The 21,733-nt window shown below is 53.2% G+C and carries 19 protein-coding genes, 1 tRNA gene and 3 rRNA genes; 14 read left to right on the top strand and 9 right to left on the bottom strand.

The features are described from left to right. The 4 genes from mreD to csrD form a co-directional block, all read right to left on the bottom strand. Positions 1–489, bottom strand: a complete 489-nt coding sequence (gene mreD / locus FQK12_RS20835; protein WP_004125830.1) for a rod shape-determining protein MreD — start codon at positions 487–489, stop codon at positions 1–3. After that, entirely contained in the window at positions 489–1,475 is a 987-nt protein-coding gene (gene mreC / locus FQK12_RS20830; protein ID WP_004106252.1) for a rod shape-determining protein MreC, read from the bottom strand. Before mreC ends, mreD begins: the two co-directional genes overlap by 1 nt. A gap of 70 nt (positions 1,476–1,545) precedes the next feature. Then, positions 1,546–2,589, bottom strand: coding sequence for a rod shape-determining protein MreB (gene mreB / locus FQK12_RS20825; RefSeq protein WP_002918653.1), 1,044 nt, complete (start codon positions 2,587–2,589; stop codon positions 1,546–1,548). Between the two features lie 305 nt (positions 2,590–2,894). Beyond that, a complete protein-coding gene (gene csrD / locus FQK12_RS20820) occupies positions 2,895–4,835 on the bottom strand; it encodes an RNase E specificity factor CsrD (RefSeq protein ID WP_014227016.1) in 1,941 nt (646 codons plus the stop codon). Positions 4,836–5,054: 219 nt separating this feature from the next. Between csrD and FQK12_RS20815 the strand changes: the two genes are divergently transcribed. From FQK12_RS20815 to fis, 11 genes are all read left to right on the top strand, one after another. Beyond that, positions 5,055–6,029 carry an MDR family oxidoreductase gene (locus FQK12_RS20815; protein WP_014227017.1) on the top strand — a complete coding sequence of 325 codons (975 nt, stop codon included), beginning with the start codon at positions 5,055–5,057 and terminating at the stop codon, positions 6,027–6,029. Between the two features lie 77 nt (positions 6,030–6,106). Next, positions 6,107–7,108: a protein-methionine-sulfoxide reductase catalytic subunit MsrP gene (gene msrP / locus FQK12_RS20810; protein WP_014227018.1), complete on the top strand. Its 1,002-nt coding sequence runs from the start codon at positions 6,107–6,109 to the stop codon at positions 7,106–7,108. Beyond that, positions 7,108–7,707 (top strand): protein-methionine-sulfoxide reductase heme-binding subunit MsrQ, encoded by a 600-nt coding sequence (gene msrQ, locus FQK12_RS20805; protein ID WP_014227019.1) that lies wholly within the window; start codon positions 7,108–7,110, stop codon positions 7,705–7,707. The genes msrP and msrQ overlap by 1 nt, the downstream gene beginning before the upstream one ends. A gap of 393 nt (positions 7,708–8,100) precedes the next feature. After that, positions 8,101–8,574, top strand: coding sequence for an acetyl-CoA carboxylase biotin carboxyl carrier protein (gene accB / locus FQK12_RS20800; protein ID WP_004125844.1), 474 nt, complete (start codon positions 8,101–8,103; stop codon positions 8,572–8,574). Positions 8,575–8,584: 10 nt separating this feature from the next. Continuing rightward, on the top strand, positions 8,585–9,934 hold the full coding sequence (gene accC / locus FQK12_RS20795) for an acetyl-CoA carboxylase biotin carboxylase subunit (RefSeq protein ID WP_004125846.1): 1,350 nt from the start codon (positions 8,585–8,587) through the stop codon (positions 9,932–9,934). Positions 9,935–10,044: 110 nt separating this feature from the next. Next, positions 10,045–10,287 (top strand): YhdT family protein, encoded by a 243-nt coding sequence (locus tag FQK12_RS20790; RefSeq protein WP_004125848.1) that lies wholly within the window; start codon positions 10,045–10,047, stop codon positions 10,285–10,287. Then, positions 10,277–11,728 (top strand): sodium/pantothenate symporter, encoded by a 1,452-nt coding sequence (gene panF / locus FQK12_RS20785; protein WP_014227020.1) that lies wholly within the window; start codon positions 10,277–10,279, stop codon positions 11,726–11,728. The genes FQK12_RS20790 and panF overlap by 11 nt, the downstream gene beginning before the upstream one ends. An 11-nt stretch (positions 11,729–11,739) precedes the next feature. Then, positions 11,740–12,621, top strand: a complete 882-nt coding sequence (gene prmA, locus FQK12_RS20780) for a 50S ribosomal protein L11 methyltransferase (RefSeq protein ID WP_014227021.1) — start codon at positions 11,740–11,742, stop codon at positions 12,619–12,621. A gap of 136 nt (positions 12,622–12,757) precedes the next feature. Beyond that, on the top strand, positions 12,758–13,498 hold the full coding sequence (locus FQK12_RS20775) for a carbonic anhydrase (protein ID WP_014227022.1): 741 nt from the start codon (positions 12,758–12,760) through the stop codon (positions 13,496–13,498). 328 nt (positions 13,499–13,826) lie between these two features. After that, entirely contained in the window at positions 13,827–14,792 is a 966-nt protein-coding gene (gene dusB, locus FQK12_RS20770; protein WP_014227023.1) for a tRNA dihydrouridine synthase DusB, read from the top strand. Positions 14,793–14,816: 24 nt separating this feature from the next. Then, positions 14,817–15,113 carry a DNA-binding transcriptional regulator Fis gene (gene fis, locus FQK12_RS20765; RefSeq protein WP_000462905.1) on the top strand — a complete coding sequence of 99 codons (297 nt, stop codon included), beginning with the start codon at positions 14,817–14,819 and terminating at the stop codon, positions 15,111–15,113. 73 nt (positions 15,114–15,186) lie between these two features. On the opposite strand, the gene envR is transcribed toward fis, so the two are convergent. Next, complete coding sequence (envR, locus tag FQK12_RS20760; RefSeq protein WP_004854718.1) at positions 15,187–15,828, bottom strand: acrEF/envCD operon transcriptional regulator; 642 nt, start codon at positions 15,826–15,828, stop codon at positions 15,187–15,189. A gap of 378 nt (positions 15,829–16,206) precedes the next feature. Here envR and FQK12_RS20755 point away from each other — a divergent pair, with 378 nt between their 5' ends. The 3 genes from FQK12_RS20755 (at position 16,207) to FQK12_RS20745 (ending at position 20,960) form a co-directional block, all read left to right on the top strand. Continuing rightward, the gene (locus FQK12_RS20755) at positions 16,207–17,346 is read left to right on the top strand and encodes an efflux RND transporter periplasmic adaptor subunit (protein ID WP_014227024.1); all 1,140 of its coding nucleotides are present in this window, start codon (positions 16,207–16,209) and stop codon (positions 17,344–17,346) included. A 13-nt stretch (positions 17,347–17,359) separates the two neighbouring features. Continuing rightward, positions 17,360–20,470 carry an efflux RND transporter permease subunit gene (locus tag FQK12_RS20750; protein ID WP_014227025.1) on the top strand — a complete coding sequence of 1,037 codons (3,111 nt, stop codon included), beginning with the start codon at positions 17,360–17,362 and terminating at the stop codon, positions 20,468–20,470. Positions 20,471–20,738: 268 nt separating this feature from the next. Continuing rightward, positions 20,739–20,960, top strand: a complete 222-nt coding sequence (locus FQK12_RS20745) for a hypothetical protein (RefSeq protein WP_004854727.1) — start codon at positions 20,739–20,741, stop codon at positions 20,958–20,960. A gap of 237 nt (positions 20,961–21,197) precedes the next feature. Here FQK12_RS20745 and rrf (FQK12_RS20740) read toward each other — a convergent pair. From rrf (FQK12_RS20740) to FQK12_RS20725, 4 genes are all read right to left on the bottom strand, one after another. Next, a 5S ribosomal RNA gene (rrf, locus tag FQK12_RS20740) occupies positions 21,198–21,313 on the bottom strand. 38 nt (positions 21,314–21,351) lie between these two features. Next, positions 21,352–21,427, bottom strand: a tRNA-Thr gene (locus FQK12_RS20735). A 14-nt stretch (positions 21,428–21,441) separates the two neighbouring features. Next, positions 21,442–21,557: ribosomal RNA gene (rrf, locus tag FQK12_RS20730) — 5S ribosomal RNA — on the bottom strand. Between the two features lie 99 nt (positions 21,558–21,656). After that, a 23S ribosomal RNA gene (locus FQK12_RS20725) occupies positions 21,657–21,733 on the bottom strand; the annotation flags it as partial.

Raw genomic sequence — 21,733 nt, 5'->3', positions numbered from 1 at the left:
TTATTGCACCGCAAACTGCTGGCGCACTTTACGCATCAGCAGGAAAATCCATGGCCAGAGCACACCGTTTACTACACTACTCCAGAACACTTCCGGACGGAAAGAGACGTTGATCACTAAAAACTCTGCCCAGAAAACAATGATATCCACGGAGAGGGATAACATGACTACCACCAGCGCCTGTTGCCAAAGCGCCAGGTTACGGAACAGTTGATACTTTAGCGCAACCAGATAAGCCACAATACTTAATGATAGTGCGCGAACGCCAAGCGTCGACCCGCTGATGAGATCGAGGATCGCGCCCATCACAAAGCCTGTGCCAACGTTAACCCGGTGGGGTAGCGCGAGGATCCAGTACAACAGGATAAGCAATACCCAGTTTGGCCGGTAGACGCTAATGTCCGCCGGCCAGGGCATAATCTGCAGCAATAGTGCGATAAGAAACGAGAGCCAGATAACCCAGCGTCCCTGGCTACGGTAACTTGCCACTATTGCCCTCCTGCTGGCAGAGGCTGCTGTGGCATACCGGTTGCCGGCGCGGGCATCTGCGGCCCCATCGCATCCGGCGCAGGCAGAACCTGCGGCATCATCTGCATCAGGCGTTCATTCGCTACGCGATGAACCTCTTCCGGCGTCATCGGATTCGCGCCGTTGCGATCGGCTCCCCACAGCAGCAGCAGATAACGCAAGCGCTGCAGACCGGCAGTCGGACGCGCCTGAATCACCGTATACGCACGCTGCGTATCCAGCTTAACGGACGAAACCACCCCGACCGGATACCCTTCAGGGAAGCGGCCGCCGAGACCCGAAGTGACCAGCACGTCGCCGACGCGAATATCGGTATTGGCCGGCAGATGTTCCAGCTGTAAATCGTCAGTACAACCGTTGCCTGCGGCAATGACGCGAATATCGTTACGCAGTACCTGAATCGGTAACGCATGCGTGGCATCGCAAATCAGCAGCACGCGGCTGGTCAGCTTCGCGACCGCGACCACCTGACCTACAACGCCTTTATCGCTGATAACCGGCTGGCCTTCATAAACGCCGTTAACGCTGCCTTTATCGATAACCACCTGATCGCTATAGGGGTCGTTAACCGTTGAGATGACCTGGGTCACCATTTTTTGCTCGTCCTGGCGCAGCGGAGAGCCCAGCAGCTCGCGCAGACGCGCGTTCTCCTGTTTGTACTGACCCAGCATCAGTAAGTCGCTGTTCTTGAGCAGCAACTCCTGACGCAGCGCGCGATTTTCCAGTTCGAGCTGATCGCGGGTGGCCAGCGTTTGCGAAACGCTATCCAGCAGTTCCCGGGGACCATTAGAGACAAAGTAGAAAGGGCTGACGGCTGTATCCATGTACGTTCTAATTTGGCTGAACGTACCCAGGCGGCTGTCGGCGATTATCACGCCAAGCGCCACCAAAACCGCCAGAATAAGGCGAATCTGTAGCGACGGGCCACGGCTAAAAATTGGCTTCATAGGCTATGCGTATTCTCGTGTCAGTTAAGATCGGGGCAGCCGTAGGCCAGCTACCCGGATCTCAGGCTGACTACTCTTCGCTGAACAAGTCGCCGCCGTGCATATCGATCATTTCCAGTGCCTTACCGCCGCCACGAGCGACGCAGGTCAGTGGATCTTCTGCAACTACGACAGGGATTCCTGTCTCTTCCATTAACAGACGGTCAAGGTTGCGTAGCAGAGCACCGCCGCCGGTCAGAACCATCCCGCGTTCGGAGATATCGGAAGCCAGCTCCGGTGGGCACTGTTCCAGCGCGACCATCACCGCGCTGACGATACCGGTCAACGGTTCCTGCAGCGCTTCGAGGATTTCGTTGGAGTTCAGAGTAAAGCCGCGCGGAACGCCTTCAGCAAGGTTACGCCCGCGAACTTCGATTTCGCGGACTTCATCACCCGGATAAGCGGAGCCGATTTCGTGCTTAATGCGTTCTGCGGTCGCTTCGCCGATCAGGGAGCCATAGTTACGACGGACATAATTAATGACGGCTTCGTCAAAACGGTCGCCGCCGATACGGACAGAAGAGGAGTAAACCACGCCGTTAAGGGAGATGACCGCCACTTCAGTAGTACCGCCGCCGATGTCCACAACCATTGAACCGGTTGCTTCGGAGACCGGCAGGCCTGCGCCGATCGCAGCCGCCATCGGCTCTTCAATCAGGAAGACTTCACGGGCGCCAGCGCCCTGTGCGGACTCACGAATCGCGCGACGTTCAACCTGGGTCGCACCAACCGGCACGCAGACCAGCACGCGCGGGCTCGGACGCATAAAGCTATTGCTGTGCACCTGTTTAATAAAGTGCTGGAGCATTTTTTCGGTAACGAAGAAGTCGGCGATAACGCCGTCTTTCATTGGGCGAATAGCTGCAATGTTGCCCGGTGTACGCCCAAGCATCTGCTTCGCTTCATGACCCACAGCGGCGACGCTTTTCGGCGATCCGGCACGATCCTGACGAATGGCCACAACGGAAGGCTCATTCAATACGATGCCTTGTCCTTTTACATAAATCAGGGTATTCGCGGTACCCAGGTCAATGGACAGGTCATTGGAAAACATGCCACGAAATTTTTTTAACATACTAAGGGATAATCCTGAAAGCTGGGGCGGAAAACAAAATCCGCTTACTTTACCAACCACGCGCAGCAGCGACAAGGCGCAAAAATCATCTGCTGCGGTGAAAATTAGTGCAGTTCGTTACCTTTGTTACAAATTTGACTGAGTCCGTCCAACGCAGAAATCTTCAGCAGCGCTCCGCGCTTGAATCTGCAACCTGTCAAAGGTCATTCACTGGCATTTACATTGCGACAATCCGGCAGGTAGACAAGCACACCCCCATCACTATGGCGCGCATTATTCTACGTGAAATCACGCTAAACGGCAGATCAAACAGAGTATCTTTGCGAATATTTTTTCACATTTGTGTCAAGTGGCTGTGAGGCGGCAAAAAATTCCCCCTGACCACCGGTAACACCGCATTGAGACAGCACCTGCCACTCGCTTCGGCTGAGTACCCCGGTTGCGAAAACCTGAACCGGCATTCCTTTACAGGCTTCTACCAGGCTCTGCACCAGCAGCTGATTTTCACTGCGTTTTTCTATATTGCGCGATAACCCCGAATGCAGCTTAATCACTTCAACATCGAGCTGCTTGATCCAGCTGGTTCCAACCAGCGTCAAACCGGCCTGAACCACGGCAATTCGAATACCTAAAGCGTTAACCAACCGCATAACCGGCTGCAGGCGGCCGATATATTGACAAACATCCGCCTCTGCAAGTTCAAAAATAATACGTCGACGGTGCGATTTTTCGCATTGCATCAAAGTATCGCGCAGCCAGCGCTGGAATCGAGGGCGGATCAAGGACTCGACCGTCACCTGCAGCGCGAGGTTTTCTTCCGGCCAAAAGCCTAAAAACGGCAGCAATCGCGTAATTTGCAAACGGTCATACTCCTCCGCCAGGCCAAACTGCAGCACCATCGGCATATATTCGGCCGCAATCACCTCTTCCTTACCATCATAAAGACGGCACATTAGCTCACGATGATGTACGCGACCATCACGAGTGACGGCGGGTTTCTGGTAAAGTCGCGGGCCGCCGCGGCTAAGCATTTGCTCGATAAGCGTACGCCAGCGCACGTTGCCACGCCCTTTCTCCGGCAGAGAATCGTCATAGACGGCCCAGCTGTTGCTGCCCTGCAGCACCGCATTACGCGTGGCCGCTTCCGCATGCTCCATTACCTGGGCCGCCGTTTGTCCGCTGCGGAAAGCGCAGATCCCGATATGCATCATATCGTCACGATCGAGAATTCGCGTCGGCGGCAGGGCATCCATAGCTTTCAGGAGTAACCCGGCAATGCTGTCCGCCTCTTTCAACGTGCGATGCGGAAGCAGAACGGCAAAATCGCTGCGGTGGTAGCGAGCCAGCAGTGCGCCAGGGTAGCGCATAATAAAAGTGGAAAGCATGTTGATCAGCGTAAAGTAGTGCTCTTCGGTCGCTGCGCGCCCCCAGTTATCGCGCAGCAGGTCGAAATCCGGCAGGCGGATCATCATTACGATGCCGTATGACCCCACTTTCTCCTGATCTTCAAGCAGCGTCGACAGCTGATTATCAAAAAATAATCGGTTACTCAGCCCGGTTTTTGAATCCTGCGCGACATAGGAACGGATCAGGGTATCCATGCGGCTTCGCTGATCGCTGGCGAACTGAAGTTCGGATAGCAGCATATCCAGCGCGCTACTGGTATTCGCTGGCCACTCGTGTACCGACCCTCGCACCTGCGGTCCGCGTTCGCCATTAAGAATACGCGCAGTGCGGAGTTCCAGTAGCTCCTGGCCCGCCAGCTGGCGACGGATCCAGCGCACGGAAAAAAAGATAATCAGCACCATAAAACCAATGGCGATGGAGAGCGGCGCGGTGATGTGCAGTGAACGGAAGTAATTGGCCATCGGATCCAGGTACACCAGATGGATTGCCATACCGGGCTGCTTGAGCGACGGTACCGTGATATCGCGAAACTGATTGCTGCTACCTAAAGGACGATAGTTATCGGTGCGGGAATGGCTATAGACCGATTTGCCATTAAGCTGAAAGTCAACGCGCGCCGCGTCGATCGGCGTCATCAGCTCATCCATCTGCGGTTCAATCTGGTCAAAAGACATAGAGACCAGACGGTTATCCAGCATGGTCGCCACCGCCTGAACGCGGTTGGTCATTTTTAGCTGAATGCCGTTGTAAAAACTCAGCGAAGCGCCAATCAGCGTGACAAAGATCGTCAGGCTGGTGAGTAACGTGACAAACGCTGAGAATTTCGTCGTTAATCGCATCCCTGTGTTAACTCCGCGTGTGAATGACTACCCGATAAACATCCGGGCTCCTGTGCTGGCGCCTAAACTAAAGTAAGCACTAACTTTCTAAAGAGCGACGCATACTATCAAAGCTGGCGCATCTGGCAATTTATTGCGTTACATCGGTGTAATAATGCCGTTAGCGAGTATAGTCTGCAGAAAAAATTTTCCAATCATCCAACCTATGAGGACCGGCGCATGCAGGCTTTAATCTTAGAACAGCAGGATGGCAAAACTCTCTCTTCGGTGCAAACCATTGACGCCAGCCAGCTGCCGCAGGGGGATGTGACAGTGGATATCCACTGGTCCAGCCTTAACTATAAAGATGCGCTGGCCATCACTGGTAAAGGAAAAATTATCCGCAACTTTCCGATGATTCCTGGCATCGATTTTGCCGGTTTTGTCCACAGCAGCGAGGATCCGCGTTTCCACGCCGGCCAGCAAGTCCTGCTGACCGGATGGGGCGTAGGGGAAAACCACTGGGGCGGACTGGCGGAGCGCGCTCGCGTTAAAGGCGACTGGCTGGTGGCGATGCCGCAAGGCCTGGATGGTCGTAAAGCCATGGTCATTGGGACCGCCGGTTTCACCGCGATGCTGTGCGTGATGGCGCTGGAAGACGCCGGGGTTCGTCCGGAAGATGGCGAAGTCGTGGTCACCGGGGCCAGCGGCGGCGTCGGCAGCACCGCGGTCGCTTTGCTGCATCATCTCGGGTACAAGGTGGCGGCGGTTTCCGGGCGCGAAAGCACCCATGAATATCTTAAAAGCCTCGGCGCGCAGCGCATTCTTAGCCGCGATGAGTTCGCCGAAACCCGCCCGCTGGAAAAACAGCTGTGGGCCGGTGCCGTTGATACCGTTGGCGATAAGGTGCTGGCAAAAGTGCTGGCGCAGATGAACTACGGCGGCTGCGTGGCGGCCTGCGGTCTGGCAGGCGGCTTTGCCCTGCCCACGACCGTGATGCCGTTTATTCTGCGTAACGTGCGCCTGCAGGGCGTTGATTCGGTAATGACGCCAGCCGCGCGCCGGGCCGAGGCCTGGCAGCGTCTGGTGCGCGATCTGCCGGAATCCTTCTACGCGCAAAGCGCGACGGAAATCTCCCTCGCCGAAGCCCCTGAATTTGCCGATAAGATCATGACCAATAAGATTCAGGGGCGCACGCTGGTTAAAATCGCCTAATCTGCAATTTTTCGTGACATATTCGCAATAACGCTCCGCCTCCGTCATGCTAAGAAAAACGCACGACGGAGGATGCCATGAAATCCAAAAAACTGACGGAAGCCGACGTAACGGCAGAATCCGTTTTTATGCTGCAGCGTCGCCAGATCCTGAAAATGTTGGGAATTAGCGCCACCGCCCTTTCCCTCTCACCCTCCGCGCAAGCTGACCTGCTGGATTGGTTTAAAGGCAACGACCGCCCGCCGGCGCCGGCAGGTAAAGCGCTGACGTTCGATAAACCGGCGCAATGGCAAAACACTCTCACGCTCACGCCGGAAGATAAGGTATCAGGCTACAACAACTTTTATGAGTTCGGCCTGGATAAAGCCGATCCGGCGGCCAATGCCGGAAGCCTGCGCACTGACCCCTGGACGCTGACGATTGGCGGCGAAGTGGCAAAACCCCTTACGCTCGATCATGACGACCTGACCAGCCGATTTCCGCTGGAAGAGCGAATTTACCGGATGCGCTGCGTCGAAGCCTGGTCGATGGTGATTCCCTGGGTCGGCTTCCCGCTGCATAAATTGTTATCGCTGGTCGAGCCCACCAGCAATGCGCGCTACGTCGCGTTTAAAACGCTTTATGCGCCTGAGCAGATGCCGGGCCAAAAAGACCGTTTTATCGGCGGCGGGCTGGCGTATCCCTATGTCGAAGGGCTGCGGCTCGACGAGGCCATGCATCCTCTGACGCTGCTCAGCGTAGGCGTGTATGGCAAAGCGCTGCCTCCGCAAAACGGTGCGCCGGTCCGACTCACCGTGCCCTGGAAGTACGGTTTCAAAGGGATTAAGTCTATCGTCAGTATCGAACTGACGCGTGAACGTCCCCCCACGACCTGGAACCTCGCCGGACCTGAGGAGTATGGCTTCTACGCCAACGTCAATCCGCATGTCGATCACCCCCGCTGGTCGCAGGCAACTGAGCGCTTTATCGGCGCAGGCGGCGTACTCGACGTCAAACGCCAGCCAACACTGCTCTTTAACGGCTATGCTGACGAAGTAGCATCGCTCTACCGGGGCCTGAATTTGCGGGAGAATTACTAGTGCGCCTGACTGTAAAGCAGATTACCTGGCTGAAAGTGCTTCTCCATCTGGCCGGATTTTTGCCTTTTGTCTGGCTCTTCTGGGCCGGACATCAGGGGTATTTCAGCGCCGACCCGGCAAAGGATATCCAGCACTTTACCGGTAGGATGGCTCTTAAATTCCTGCTGGCTACCTTGCTTGTTTCGCCGCTGGCGCGCTACGCTAAACAGCCGTTATTGATACGCACCCGGCGCTTACTTGGTTTATGGTGCTTTGCCTGGGCTACGCTGCATTTGACCAGCTATACGCTGCTCGAACTTGGGATTAACAATCTGGCGCTATTGGGTACAGAAGTCCTCACCCGCCCTTATCTGACGCTGGGGTTAATCAGCTGGCTGATTCTGCTGGCGCTGGCGGCGACGTCAACGCAAGCGATGCAGCGAAGATTGGGTCGTCGCTGGCAAACATTGCATAACTTCGTCTATGTTGTCGCGATCCTCGCCCCCATTCACTACCTATGGTCGGTGAAGATTTTATCCCCCCAACCGCTCATTTATGCGCTGCTGGCGATCCTGCTTTTAGCATGGCGATATAAGAAGTTCCGCCAGTGGTGGCGCTAATTCCGGATATGTGCAGTTTCCCGCAGTTCTTTTATCAACCGCCACTCTTTACACGATAGCGGTTGATAATCTTCCCTGATAAGACCAGTATTTAGCTGCCAAATGCTACGAAATCGTTATAATGTGCGACTTTGGTTTTCCTGACGGGCTTTTTGAGTCCCGAAAAGGTGACAATCGCGCATCGAAGGTATATTTTGTTTTTTACCCGAGAATGGCAGAAGATAGCCGCATATTGGCCGATAAGTTTCGCTTTTTGCTTTCGAGCATCGGAGGCTTAACCTGTCGGCTTCTGAAGAAGCGCGGCGTCTTGCAACAGCAGTAATTCATATGCTTTACAGACGGTGCTAACACGCCTGTCACAATCACACTAAACAAAGAGTACGGAACCCACTCATGGATATTCGTAAGATTAAAAAACTGATCGAGCTGGTTGAAGAATCAGGCATCTCCGAACTGGAAATTTCTGAAGGCGAAGAGTCTGTACGCATCAGCCGTGCCGCGCCAAACGCAGGTTTCCCGGTGATGCAACAGGCTTACGCCGCACCGATGATGCAGCAACAGCCAGCGCTGTCTAACGCAGTCGCCTCTGCGGCAACGCCAGCAATGGAAGCCCCTGCGGCAGCGGAAATCAGTGGCCACATCGTACGTTCCCCAATGGTTGGTACTTTCTACCGCACCCCGAGCCCGGACGCGAAAGCCTTCATCGAAATCGGTCAGAAAGTTAACGCGGGCGATACCCTGTGCATCGTTGAAGCCATGAAAATGATGAACCAGATCGAAGCCGATAAATCCGGCGTGGTGAAAGCCATTCTGGTCGAAAGTGGTCAACCGGTAGAATTTGACGAGCCACTGGTCGTCATCGAATAACGAGGCGAACATGCTGGATAAAATTGTTATCGCCAACCGCGGCGAGATTGCATTGCGTATCCTGCGTGCCTGTAAAGAACTGGGCATCAAGACCGTTGCTGTGCACTCAACGGCGGATCGCGATTTAAAACACGTATTGTTAGCGGATGAGACGGTCTGTATTGGCCCGGCTCCGTCCGTAAAAAGCTACCTCAATATCCCGGCGATTATCAGCGCTGCTGAAATCACCGGCGCGGTGGCTATTCACCCGGGTTACGGATTTTTGTCCGAAAACGCAAACTTCGCTGAGCAGGTTGAGCGTTCCGGCTTTATCTTTATCGGTCCGAAAGCTGACACAATCCGCCTGATGGGCGACAAAGTGTCTGCGATCACCGCGATGAAGAAAGCGGGCGTTCCGACCGTACCGGGCTCTGATGGCCCGCTGGGCGAAGATATGGACGTTAACCGCGCCCATGCAAAACGTATTGGCTACCCGGTGATTATCAAAGCCTCCGGCGGCGGCGGCGGTCGCGGTATGCGCGTTGTGCGCAGCGATGCTGAGCTGGCGCAATCCATCTCCATGACCAAAGCGGAAGCCAAAGCCGCGTTTAACAACGACATGGTGTATATGGAGAAATACCTGGAGAATCCTCGTCACATCGAGATCCAGGTACTGGCTGACGGTCAGGGTAACGCTATCTATCTGGCTGAGCGCGACTGCTCCATGCAGCGTCGTCACCAGAAAGTGGTCGAAGAGGCGCCAGCACCGGGCATTACGCCGGAACTGCGTCGCTATATCGGCGAGCGTTGTTCCAAAGCGTGCGTCGATATCGGCTATCGCGGCGCGGGTACTTTTGAGTTCCTGTTCGAAAACGGCGAGTTCTATTTCATCGAAATGAATACCCGTATTCAGGTTGAACACCCGGTAACCGAAATGATCACCGGCGTCGACCTGATTAAAGAGCAGCTGCGCATCGCAGCCGGCCAGCCGCTGTCCATCAAGCAGGAAGAAGTTGTGGTTAAAGGCCATGCGGTGGAATGCCGTATCAATGCCGAAGACCCGAACACCTTCCTGCCGAGCCCGGGTAAAATTACCCGCTTCCACGCGCCGGGCGGTTTTGGCGTGCGCTGGGAGTCTCATATCTACGCGGGCTACACCGTGCCTCCGTACTATGACTCAATGATCGGTAAGCTGATCTGCTATGGCGAAAACCGTGATGTCGCGATTGCCCGCATGAAAAATGCGCTGCAGGAGCTGATTATCGATGGCATCAAAACCAACGTTGATCTGCAGATTCGCATCATGAACGACGAGCATTTCCAGAATGGTGGCACCAATATCCACTATCTGGAGAAAAAACTCGGATTGCAGGAGAAGTAATTCTGCCATCGCTGCAAAAGGCCGGATAATCCGGCCTTTTTTCTTTTTCTCTCCTCTCCTCTTTTCCATGCGGTACAATCCCCGCTTTCTTTATCCTCAAGGGACAAAAAATGGACAAACGCTTTGTTCAGGCCCATAAAGAGGCGCGCTGGGCGCTGTGGCTAACCCTTCTCTATCTTGCGGCCTGGCTGGCTGCCGCCTATCTGCCGGGCGTCGGTATTGGCCTAACCGGCCTGCCGCACTGGTTCGAAATGGCCTGCCTGCTGGTACCGCTGGTGTTTATTCTGCTGTGCTGGGCGATGGTAAAAGTTATCTATCGCGATATTCCTCTGGAGGATGACGATGCAGCTTGAAGTCATACTGCCGCTTATCGCCTACCTGCTGGTGGTGTTTGCTCTCTCCATCTATGCAATGCGTAAGCGCACAACGGGTTCCTTCCTGAACGAATATTTCCTCGGCAGCCGCTCGATGGGCGGCATTGTATTAGCCATGACGCTTACCGCTACCTATATCAGCGCCAGTTCGTTTATAGGCGGCCCCGGCGCGGCCTATAAATATGGCCTCGGCTGGGTGCTGCTGGCGATGATCCAACTGCCGGCGATCTGGCTTTCTCTGGGGATTTTGGGTAAGAAATTCGCCATTCTGGCGCGCCGCTATAATGCCGTAACCCTGAACGATATGCTCTTTGCCCGCTACCAAAGCCGTCTGCTGGTCTGGCTCGCGAGCCTGAGCCTTCTGGTGGCGTTTGTCGGGGCAATGACGGTGCAGTTCATCGGCGGGGCGCGGTTGCTGGAAACCGCGGCGGGTATTCCCTACGAAACCGGTCTGCTGATTTTTGGCGTGAGTATCGCGCTCTATACCGCGTTCGGCGGTTTTCGTGCCAGCGTCCTCAACGACACGCTCCAGGGAATGGTGATGCTGGTCGGCACTATCGTCCTGCTGGTTGGCGTCGTTCATGCGGCGGGCGGGCTACATAATGCGGTAGAAACCCTGCAAACCATCGATCCTAAGCTGGTTTCCCCGCAGGGGGCTGATGACATTCTTTCCCCCACCTTTATGACCTCCTTCTGGGTGCTGGTCTGCTTCGGGGTAATTGGCCTCCCGCACACCGCCGTTCGCTGCATCTCCTATAAAGACAGCAAAGCGGTGCACCGGGGAATTATCATTGGCACCATCGTGGTGGCGATCCTGATGTTTGGGATGCATCTTGCGGGTGCGTTAGGCCGGGCGGTGATCCCGGATCTGACGGTGCCGGATCTGGTCATCCCGACGCTCATGGTGAAAGTATTGCCGCCCTTTGCCGCCGGGATCTTCCTCGCCGCGCCGATGGCCGCCATTATGTCGACGATCAACGCCCAGCTGCTGCAAAGTTCCGCTACGATCATTAAAGATCTGTATCTGAATCTGCGCCCCGCGCAGATAACAAATGAAGCCCGGTTGAAGCGGATGTCGGCAACGATCACCTTGCTGCTGGGCGCTTTACTGCTGCTGGCAGCCTGGCGTCCGCCTGAGATGATTATCTGGCTCAACCTGCTGGCGTTCGGCGGCCTGGAGGCCGTGTTCTTATGGCCGCTGGTGCTGGGCCTGTACTGGGAACGCGCGAACGCGAAAGGGGCGTTGAGCGCGATGATCGTCGGCGGCGTACTCTATGCCATACTCGCCACTTTTAATCTGCAGTACCTGGGCTTCCATCCGATAGTGCCCGCGTTGCTGTTAAGCTTATTGGCTTTCCTGGTCGGAAACCGGTTCGGTACCTCCGCCCCGCAAGCCGCCGTATTGACTACTGATAAATAAAGAGTTTTGCCATGCCATGGATCCAACTGAAACTGAACACTACCGGCGCGAACGCGGAAGAACTGAGCGATGCGTTAATGGAAGCGGGTTCCGTTTCCATTACTTTCCAGGATACGCACGACACGCCGGTATTCGAACCTCTGCCGGGCGAAACCCGTCTGTGGGGCGATACTGACGTTATCGGCCTGTTTGACGCCGAGACCGATATGAAAGAAGTGATTGCGATGCTGGAGCAGAATCCGCTGCTGGGCGCCGGTTTCGTGCATAAAATCGAACAACTGGAAGACAAGGACTGGGAGCGCGAATGGATGGATAACTTCCACCCTATGTGCTTCGGTAAACGCCTGTGGATCTGCCCGAGCTGGCGCGATGTGCCGGATGAAAACGCCGTTAACGTGATGCTCGACCCGGGCCTGGCGTTTGGTACCGGTACGCATCCCACCACGGCGATGTGCCTGCAGTGGCTGGATGGCCTCGATCTCGCGGGCAAAACGATTATCGATTTTGGCTGTGGCTCAGGCATTCTGGCCATTGCGGCATTAAAGCTGGGCGCCGCGAAAGCTATCGGTATTGATATCGACCCGCAGGCCATTCAGGCCAGCCGCGATAATGCCGAGCGTAACGGGGTTTCTGAACGCCTGGAACTCTATCTGCCTAAAGATCAGCCAGAGGCGATGAAAGCCGATGTGGTGGTCGCAAACATTCTGGCCGGCCCATTACGCGAACTGGCTCCGCTTATCAGCGTGCTGCCGGTTACAGGCGGTCTGCTGGGGCTTTCCGGCATCCTTGCCAGCCAGGCGGAAAGCGTTTGTGAAGCGTACGCCGATCTCTTTAACCTCGATCCCGTCGTGGAGAAAGAGGAGTGGTGCCGGATCACCGGTTATAAAAAGTAATCTCCCTGTGGCCTCATCGCAGGCCACCGCTTTTCGCGCTTTCTGCACAAAATCATTCGCTCAATGAGAATAAGATGATGCGGTAACGTATTGTAGTTACCAATAAAATCATAAATTTATTCATTGGACGAATGATATGAAAACAACTTTAGGCAAGGCGGCATTACTGGCGTTAAGCATGATGCCCGTGACGGTTTTCGCTTCCCACTGGAGCTATGAAGGCGAAGGTTCGCCGGAACACTGGGGGGCGCTCAATGAGGAGTACAAAACCTGTCAAAATGGTATGAATCAATCCCCTATCAACATCGATACCACGTTTAAGACACACCTTTCACCGCTGGATACGCACTACATCGATGGCCCCATTACGCTCATCAACAATGGTCACACTATCCAGGCGGGGTTAAAGACCACAACAGCGGATACCGTTACGATTGACGGTACGCCATTTACCCTTCAGCAGTTCCATTTTCATGCCCCGAGCGAAAACACCGTTCACGGTAAGCACTATGCGATGGAGATGCATCTGGTACATAAAAGCGCTCAAGGCGCCGTTGCCGTCGTGGCGGTGATGTTCGACCAGGGCGCGGAAAATAGCGAACTGAACAAACTATGGGCCACCATGCCCGAGAAAGCCGATCAGACGGCTAAAATCGTCACCCAAATGGATCTCAACGCCCTTCTTCCCGCAGACAAGACATACTGGCGTTTCAGCGGCTCCCTGACCACGCCGCCTTGCTCCGAGGGGGTAACCTGGATTGTGCTTAAACATCCCCTGACACTTTCATCAGCGCAGCTGGCAAAATTTAGCCACGCTATGCATCACGATAACAATCGTCCGGTACAGCCGCTGAATGGTCGCGTGGTCATAGAATAAACATCAGCTGTGCTTCACGATCATGTTCTGAAATGAGAGCCAACTCACATAAAGCCAAGGTAATTTGCTGATTTCTTCAGCAGATTATCTTGCCCGTTCCCTGCGTCGGGAAGAAAAAATGAGAAGTTAGACAAAATTATATGTGTAGATAAATTCATCACATGTTTTTAATGCAATGATTTATATAGCTAATTATTCATGCACACTGACCTGCAAGGCGATTCTTTGATCCACCGCAGAGGATTGCTCAAAGTTTGGCCTTTCATCTCGTGCAAAAAATGCGTAATATACGCCGCCTTGCAGTCACAGTATGGTCATTTCTTAACTCATGCGCATCGGACACTACCAGCTCAGGAATCGACTCATCGCAGCGCCTATGGCTGGCATTACTGACAGACCATTCCGCACGTTGTGTTACGAGATGGGAGCAGGATTGACCGTATCCGAGATGATGTCCTCCAACCCGCAGGTTTGGGAGAGCGACAAGTCACGCTTACGGATGGTGCACGTTGATGAGCCCGGTATTCGTACCGTGCAAATCGCCGGTAGCGTACCGGAAGAGATGGCTGCAGCCGCCCGTATTAACGTGGAAAGCGGCGCCCAAATTATTGATATCAATATGGGGTGCCCGGCTAAAAAAGTGAATCGAAAGCTTGCAGGTTCAGCCCTCTTGCAGTACCCCGAGCAGGTGAAGTCTATCCTGACGGCGGTCGTCAAAGCAGTGGACGTTCCCGTAACTCTCAAGATTCGCACCGGTTGGGAACCGGAACACCGTAACTGTGTAGAAATTGCCCAACTGGCTGAAGAATGTGGCATTCAGGCTCTGACTATTCACGGACGCACGCGCGCCTGTTTGTTTAACGGAGATGCTGAGTACGACAGTATTCGGGCAGTTAAGCAGAAAGTTTCCATTCCGGTTATCGCGAATGGTGACATTACTGACCCGCTTAAAGCCAGAGCTGTGCTCGACTATACGGGGGCAGATGCCCTTATGATAGGCCGTGCAGCTCAGGGAAGACCCTGGATCTTTCGGGAAATCCAGCACTATCTGGACACTGGAGAGCTGCTGCCGCCGCTGCCGTTGGCAGAGGTTAAGCGCTTGCTTTGTGCACACGTTCGGGAACTGCATGGCTTTTATGGCCAGGCAAAAGGGTACCGAATCGCACGCAAACACGTATCCTGGTATCTGCAGGAACACGCTCCAGATGACCAGTTTCGGCGCACATTCAACGCCATAGAAGATTCCAGCGAACAGCTGGAGGCGTTGGAGGCATACTTCGAAAATTTTGCGTAATAGAAATAAAGAGCTGACAGAACTATGTTCGAACAACGCGTAAATTCTGACGTACTGACCGTTTCTACCGTTAACTCTCAGGATCAGGTGACTCAAAAGCCCCTGCGTGACTCGGTTAAACAGGCACTGAAGAACTATTTTGCTCAACTGAACGGTCAGGATGTTAATGACCTGTATGAGCTGGTACTGGCTGAAGTAGAACAGCCCCTGTTGGACATGGTGATGCAATACACCCGCGGTAACCAGACCCGTGCTGCCCTGATGATGGGCATCAACCGTGGTACTCTGCGTAAAAAATTGAAAAAATACGGCATGAACTGATACTAATCAGTTAAATGTTTGATATAAAAGGCGCTCTTCGGCATGGGGAAGCGCCTTTTTTATTACATGAATTTTAATGGCTGGCTATCGTCTGCCGCCCGTTAGCCCCGCAAAGGATCGACATAATATTATCAACCAGGGCGGGTGCCTGGCGGTACAGATCGAATTGCCCGGGCTCCACCAGCCAGTTTTTAATAATACCGGTAAATGCGCTGTGTAATACAATTAATGAAATTTCAACATTGGTTTCCGCTGGCAATAATCCGTTACGAATACAGAGCTGCAAAATGCTGCGAATAATCGGATAGCTAAAACCAATTCTCTTGCGAATCTCAGCTTCCGGCATCATGTCGCTGGAAAACTCACACTTCTGATACAGAATTTGCATTAAGGCACGTTGACGGGGATTATTAGCGATATATTGTAAGCCAATAATAAATTTCTCTCGTAGCGTGCTGAGCGGATCCTGATCGTCTTTAAGGTTAAATTCATGCTGAAGCAGGTCGCGTAGCGGCAGCTGCTGTTGCCACATTTCATTAAATAGCTCAGCTTTGCTTGCAAAGTGCCAGTACACCGCTCCGCGCGTCACGCCAGCAGCATCAGCGATATCGGCTAAGGTCGTGCTGGTCACGCCACGTAAGGCAAACTGCTGAATGGCAGACTCAATCAGAAGCTGCCGCGTCTTTAACGCATCTTCTTTCGTTCTTCTGGGCATACGGTGCTCCACTCAACGCCAGATTGAGAGTGTGGGGAAATCGCTGGATACCTATAAACCTAACATCTGACAATCAATATTGTTTAGCAAAAATACAGATGAGTTAAATCTCAAACGCTCCCCAATAAATACACCACAAGAATAATTAAGATAAATACATTCATATATTAAATATCAATGTAAGCAAATTTTAATTTAAGTTCATTCTAAAAACATTATTCCTGATATTTTGTTTTTACGTGCCTTGCTGATGGCTAAAAAATAACTATGTCTTACATCCATCGTTTTTTATTTGTAGGATAACAAACCGCATTTTAATTCATTATTTCTTGCACAGATTCGTGGCCATGCCTGGCTCATAATCTATAAGGAACAGCAATGACACCTCATGTCAGGGTTACACTTTTATCCAGCCTTATCATCCCGGCCATCCTGCTCAGCGGTTGCGATAATTCAGGCGATCGGCAACCGCATGCGCAGATACCTCAGGTCTCCGTTTATGTCGTACACAGCGCGCCGCTGTCCGTCACCACGGAGCTACCTGGCCGCACATCTGCCTACCGCGTCGCGGAAGTCCGCCCGCAGGTCAGCGGGATTATCCTGCAACGTAACTTTGTCGAAGGTAGCGATGTCACCGCTGGACAGTCTCTTTATCAAATCGATCCGGCGACTTATCAGGCGGCTTACAACAGCACAAAAGGTGATGAAGCGAAAGCAGAAGCCGCGGCGGCTATCGCCCACTTAACGGTCAAACGCTACGCGCCTCTTCTCGGCACAAAATATATCAGCCAGCAAGAATACGATCAGGCGGTGGCGACCGCGCGCCAGGCCGATGCCGACGTTATCGCCGCAAAAGCAGCCGTGGAAAGCGCGCGTATTAACCTGGCGTACACAAAAGTGACGTCGCCAATCAGCGGCCGCATCGGCAAATCCAGCGTGACCGAAGGTGCCCTGGTGACAAATGGTCAGGCTGACGCAATGGCGACGGTACAGCAGCTCGATCCCATTTATGTGGATGTCACCGAATCCAGTAATGATTTCATGCGCCTGAAACAGGAAAGCCTGCAGCACGGCAGTGACACCAAAAGCGTGCAGTTGATTATGGAAAACGGAAAACCTTATGCGCTTCAGGGCACGCTGCAGTTCTCTGACGTCACGGTAGATGAGAGCACCGGCTCAATTACGCTTCGCGCCATCTTCCCCAACCCACAGCACGCTCTGCTGCCAGGGATGTTTGTTCGCGCCCGCATTGATGAGGGCGTTTCACCGAATGCCATTCTCGTTCCTCAGCAGGGAGTCACCCGGACGCCGCGCGGCGATGCCAGCGTGATGCTCGTTAATGATAAAAACCTGGTGGAAACGCGAGCCGTCACCGCCTCACAGGCGATTGGCGATAAGTGGTTAATCACGAGCGGTCTGAAAGCCGGTGAAAAGGTTATCGTCAGCGGTCTGCAGAAAGTACGTCCCGGCGTCACCGTGAAGGCCGAAGAGGATACCGCGACGTCCGTCGCGCAATAAGGTACAAATCCCTATGTCTAAGTTTTTTATCCATCGACCGGTCTTCGCCTGGGTGCTGGCGATCATCATGATGATTGCCGGTGGCCTCGCAATTATGCAGCTACCGATTGCACAATACCCGACTATCGCGCCGCCAGCGGTGGCCATCTCCGCAACCTATCCAGGTGCGGACGCACAAACCGTTCAGGATACGGTGACTCAGGTTATCGAACAGAACATGAACGGTATCGATAATCTGATGTACATGTCCTCAACCAGCGATTCCGCAGGCGGCGTTACCATCACCCTGACCTTTAAATCAGGTACGGATCCGGATATTGCGCAAGTTCAGGTGCAGAATAAACTGCAGCTGGCGACGCCGCTTCTTCCTCAGGAAGTACAGCAGCAGGGGATTAGCGTCGAGAAATCAAGCAGTAGTTTCCTGATGGTTGCTGGATTCATCTCCGATAACACAAGCACTACTCAGGATGATATATCCGACTACGTTGCATCGAACGTCAAAGATACCATCAGCCGCCTTAACGGCGTCGGCGATGTACAGCTCTTCGGCGCGCAGTATGCCATGCGCGTCTGGCTGGATGGTAATCTCCTGAATAAGTACAACCTCACGCCTGTCGACGTCATTAACCAACTGCAGGTACAGAACGATCAGATTGCAGCAGGCCAGCTTGGCGGTACGCCGGCCCTTAAAGGCCAGCAGCTAAATGCATCCATTATTGCTCAGACGCGACTGAAGGATCCGGCAGAGTTTGGCAAAGTGACTCTGCGCGTGAACGCGGATGGCTCAGTGGTGCACCTGAAAGATGTGGCCCGTATTGAGCTGGGAGGTGAAAACTACAACGTTGTCGCAAAAATCAATGGAAAACCGGCTTCAGGACTGGGAATTAAGCTCGCTACCGGCGCCAATGCCCTCGATACCGCCGCCGCGATTAAAGCGAAGCTTGCCGAACTGCAGCCGTACTTCCCGCAGGGGATGAAGGTCGTCTATCCCTACGACACTACGCCGTTTGTGAAAATCTCTATTCATGAGGTTGTGAAGACGCTGTTTGAAGCGATTATCCTCGTCTTCCTGGTGATGTATCTGTTCTTACAGAATATCCGGGCCACGCTGATCCCCACCATTGCGGTTCCGGTCGTCCTGCTCGGGACCTTTGCCGTACTGGCAATGTTCGGTTACTCCATCAATACGCTAACGATGTTTGGTATGGTGCTGGCAATAGGCCTTCTGGTCGACGATGCTATCGTGGTGGTGGAAAACGTCGAACGCGTCATGGTAGAAGAGAAGCTTCCCCCCAAAGAAGCGACGGAAAAATCAATGTCGCAAATTCAGGGGGCGCTGGTCGGCATTGCCATGGTGCTATCGGCAGTGTTTGTCCCGATGGCCTTCTTTGGCGGCTCTACGGGGGCGATCTATCGGCAATTTTCTATCACCATCGTCTCCGCCATGGCGCTGTCCGTACTGGTCGCGCTGATCCTGACCCCCGCGCTTTGTGCCACATTACTGAAACCCGCATCAGCCGATCATCATGAGAAAAAAGGATTTTTTGGCTGGTTTAATGCGAAATTCGATCGTAGCGTGAACCACTACACTAACAGCGTCAGCGGGATTCTGCGCTGTACCGGACGCTACCTGATCATCTATTTGCTGATCGTTGTGGGTATGGCCGTCCTGTTTATGCGCCTGCCCACCTCCTTCTTGCCGGATGAGGATCAGGGGGTATTTATGACCATGATCCAGCTTCCTTCAGGCGCAACGCAGGAACGCACGCAAAAGGTTCTTGATACGGTTACCGATTACTATCTGCATAAAGAGAAGGCGAATGTTGAAAGCGTCTTTACCGTTAACGGCTTTAGCTTTAGCGGTCAGGGTCAAAACTCCGGTATGGCGTTTGTCAGCCTGAAGCCATGGGAAGAACGCAGTGGCGCAGAGAATGGCGTTGAGGCAATCATCAAACGTGCGACCGTTGCCTTCAGTCAGATTAAAGATGCTATGGTCTTTCCTTTCAATCTGCCGGCAATTATCGAGCTGGGTACGGCGACCGGTTTTGACTTTGAGCTTATCGATCAGGGTAACCTTGGCCATAGCGCGTTAACCCTGGCCCGTAATCAACTTCTGGGTATGGTGAGAGAGCATCCTGACCAGCTGGTACGCGTTCGCCCCAACGGGCTCGAAGACACGCCGCAATTCAAGCTGGATGTTGATCAGGAGAAAGCTCAGGCTCTGGGTATTTCGCTATCCGATATCAATGAAACCATTTCCGCGGCGCTAGGGGGTTACTACGTCAACGACTTTATTGACCATGGACGAGTGAAAAAAGTCTACGTTCAGGCCGATGCAAAATTCCGTATGCTGCCGAGCGATATCAATAATATGTACGTCCGCAGCGCGAATGGCGAAATGGTTCCGTTCTCCGCCTTTGTCACCTCACGCTGGGTTTATGGTTCACCGCGCCTGGAGCGCTATAATGGCTTACCCTCTATGGAAGTTTTGGGTGAAGCTGCTCCGGGGAAAAGTACCGGCGATGCGATGATTTTAATGGAGCAGTTAGCCAGCAAGCTTCCTGCCGGTATTGGTTACGACTGGACAGGAATGTCCTATCAAGAACGTTTATCCGGTAACCAGGCGCCCGCGCTCTATGCCATTTCGCTTATTGTTGTCTTTCTGTGTCTTGCGGCGCTTTATGAAAGTTGGTCTATTCCCTTCTCCGTCATGCTCGTCGTTCCATTAGGGGTAGTTGGTGCATTACTGGCAGCATCGTTACGCGGGCTTAATAATGACGTTTATTTCCAGGTGGGCTTATTAACAACTATCGGCCTCTCTGCGAAAAACGCGATTCTTATCGTGGAGTTTGCGAAAGACCTGATGGATAAAGAAGGCAAAGGAATTATCGAAGCCACACTTGAAGCATCGCGTATGCGTTTACGCCCTATCCTGATGACTTCGCTGGCCTTTATCCTCGGGGTTCTGCCTCTGGTTATTAGCCATGGAGCCGGCAGCGGCGCCCAAAACGCGGTCGGTACCGGCGTTATGGGAGGAATGCTGACGGCAACATTACTGGCGATCTTCTTTGTTCCTGTCTTCTTCGTCGTGGTAAGACGCCGCTTTACGAAACACGCAGAGTAAATATGTTTTTCTAAAGGCACCTTTCAGGTGCCTTTTTTTCGTCTGCGTTTCGATAACTATCCTGATGATATTAAATATATTTATTTCTGCGGTACCCAATACACATTATTTCCCCATAGTTCTCTGGTTTTCTTCATGATATTTACGTTACTCATAAATTGAGATTATTTACTCTAGCGGCACCCCATATTGCTGATGATAAAATAAACCGTTCCGCGCAGGTATGGGTTCTCCAATACAGCGAAGCGGATTATTTAGAGGTAATATCATGAATAAAGTTATTATAGTGGCATTGCTGGCAACGCTACTCGCCGGCTGTGCACATGACTCTCCGTGTGTACCGGTCTATGATTCTGAAGGCAGATTAGTGCACACCAATACCTGTATGAAAGGAACGACCCAGGATAACTGGGAAACCGCCGGCGCGATTGCCGGGGGCGCAGCTGCCGTCGCTGGCCTGACGCTCGGCATCGTGGCGTTGACTCGTTAATTCCTTTCTTTTCTCTGCCATGACAGGTGCCGGAGCGAGCTCCGGCACTGCTTTTCCCCGAAGGTAAGCTCCACAATGCTTAAACTGCAATACCGGCAGCTGAAGCTCGGGAAACGATCCTTTAGATAAGATCAAATGGGCAAATTGTCATTGCCAGGTCTGGTATAAATGGATATTTTCTCAGCCGCATAAACGCAAAAAGCCCATCCGTCAGGATGGGCTTTTCACTTATTTGATGCCTGGCAATGCCCTACTCTCACATGGGGAGACCCCACACTACCATCGGCGCTACGGCGTTTCACTTCTGAGTTCGGCATGGGGTCAGGTGGGACCACCGCGCTATCGTTGCCAGGCAAATTCTTTTCAAATCGCCGAACTTTAACCTAAAAACTGGTGCTGATACCCAGAGTCGAACTGGGGACCTCACCCTTACCAAGGGTGCGCTCTACCAACTGAGCCATATCAGCACACTTAATTTGATGCCTGGCAGTTCCCTACTCTCACATGGGGAGACCCCACACTACCATCGGCGCTACGGCGTTTCACTTCTGAGTTCGGCATGGGGTCAGGTGGGACCACCGCGCTGTCGCCGCCAGGCAAATTCTGTTGTCAGAAACGAATCTTTTATCTTTCGTTCCTGAAATCTGTAATCTAAGCTGAAAATCTCTCAATCCGCCAAAACATCTTCGGCGTTGTAAGGTTAAGCCTCACGGTTCATTAGTACCGGTTAGCTCAACGCATCGCTGCGCTTACACACCCGGCCTATCAACGTC

The sequence above is a fragment of the Klebsiella sp. ME-303 genome, assembly GCF_007910085.1.
In the GTDB taxonomy this organism is placed as follows: Bacteria; Pseudomonadota; Gammaproteobacteria; order Enterobacterales; family Enterobacteriaceae; genus Klebsiella; species Klebsiella michiganensis.
This window is presented reverse-complemented; position numbering and strand designations above follow the sequence as displayed.

Excerpts from the sequence above, each read along its gene's own strand:
- mreC (WP_004106252.1), bottom strand. The coding sequence starts at position 1,475 with ATGAAGCCAATTTTTAGCCGTGGCCCGTCGCTACAGATTCGCCTTATT.
- mreB (WP_002918653.1), bottom strand. The coding sequence starts at position 2,589 with ATGTTAAAAAAATTTCGTGGCATGTTTTCCAATGACCTGTCCATTGAC.
- csrD (WP_014227016.1), bottom strand. The coding sequence starts at position 4,835 with ATGCGATTAACGACGAAATTCTCAGCGTTTGTCACGTTACTCACCAGC.
- FQK12_RS20815 (WP_014227017.1), top strand. The coding sequence starts at position 5,055 with ATGCAGGCTTTAATCTTAGAACAGCAGGATGGCAAAACTCTCTCTTCG.
- msrP (WP_014227018.1), top strand. The coding sequence starts at position 6,107 with ATGAAATCCAAAAAACTGACGGAAGCCGACGTAACGGCAGAATCCGTT.
- accB (WP_004125844.1), top strand. The coding sequence starts at position 8,101 with ATGGATATTCGTAAGATTAAAAAACTGATCGAGCTGGTTGAAGAATCA.
- accC (WP_004125846.1), top strand. The coding sequence starts at position 8,585 with ATGCTGGATAAAATTGTTATCGCCAACCGCGGCGAGATTGCATTGCGT.
- FQK12_RS20790 (WP_004125848.1), top strand. The coding sequence starts at position 10,045 with ATGGACAAACGCTTTGTTCAGGCCCATAAAGAGGCGCGCTGGGCGCTG.
- panF (WP_014227020.1), top strand. The coding sequence starts at position 10,277 with ATGCAGCTTGAAGTCATACTGCCGCTTATCGCCTACCTGCTGGTGGTG.
- prmA (WP_014227021.1), top strand. The coding sequence starts at position 11,740 with ATGCCATGGATCCAACTGAAACTGAACACTACCGGCGCGAACGCGGAA.
- FQK12_RS20775 (WP_014227022.1), top strand. The coding sequence starts at position 12,758 with ATGAAAACAACTTTAGGCAAGGCGGCATTACTGGCGTTAAGCATGATG.
- dusB (WP_014227023.1), top strand. The coding sequence starts at position 13,827 with ATGCGCATCGGACACTACCAGCTCAGGAATCGACTCATCGCAGCGCCT.
- fis (WP_000462905.1), top strand. The coding sequence starts at position 14,817 with ATGTTCGAACAACGCGTAAATTCTGACGTACTGACCGTTTCTACCGTT.
- envR (WP_004854718.1), bottom strand. The coding sequence starts at position 15,828 with ATGCCCAGAAGAACGAAAGAAGATGCGTTAAAGACGCGGCAGCTTCTG.
- FQK12_RS20755 (WP_014227024.1), top strand. The coding sequence starts at position 16,207 with ATGACACCTCATGTCAGGGTTACACTTTTATCCAGCCTTATCATCCCG.
- FQK12_RS20750 (WP_014227025.1), top strand. The coding sequence starts at position 17,360 with ATGTCTAAGTTTTTTATCCATCGACCGGTCTTCGCCTGGGTGCTGGCG.
- FQK12_RS20745 (WP_004854727.1), top strand. The coding sequence starts at position 20,739 with ATGAATAAAGTTATTATAGTGGCATTGCTGGCAACGCTACTCGCCGGC.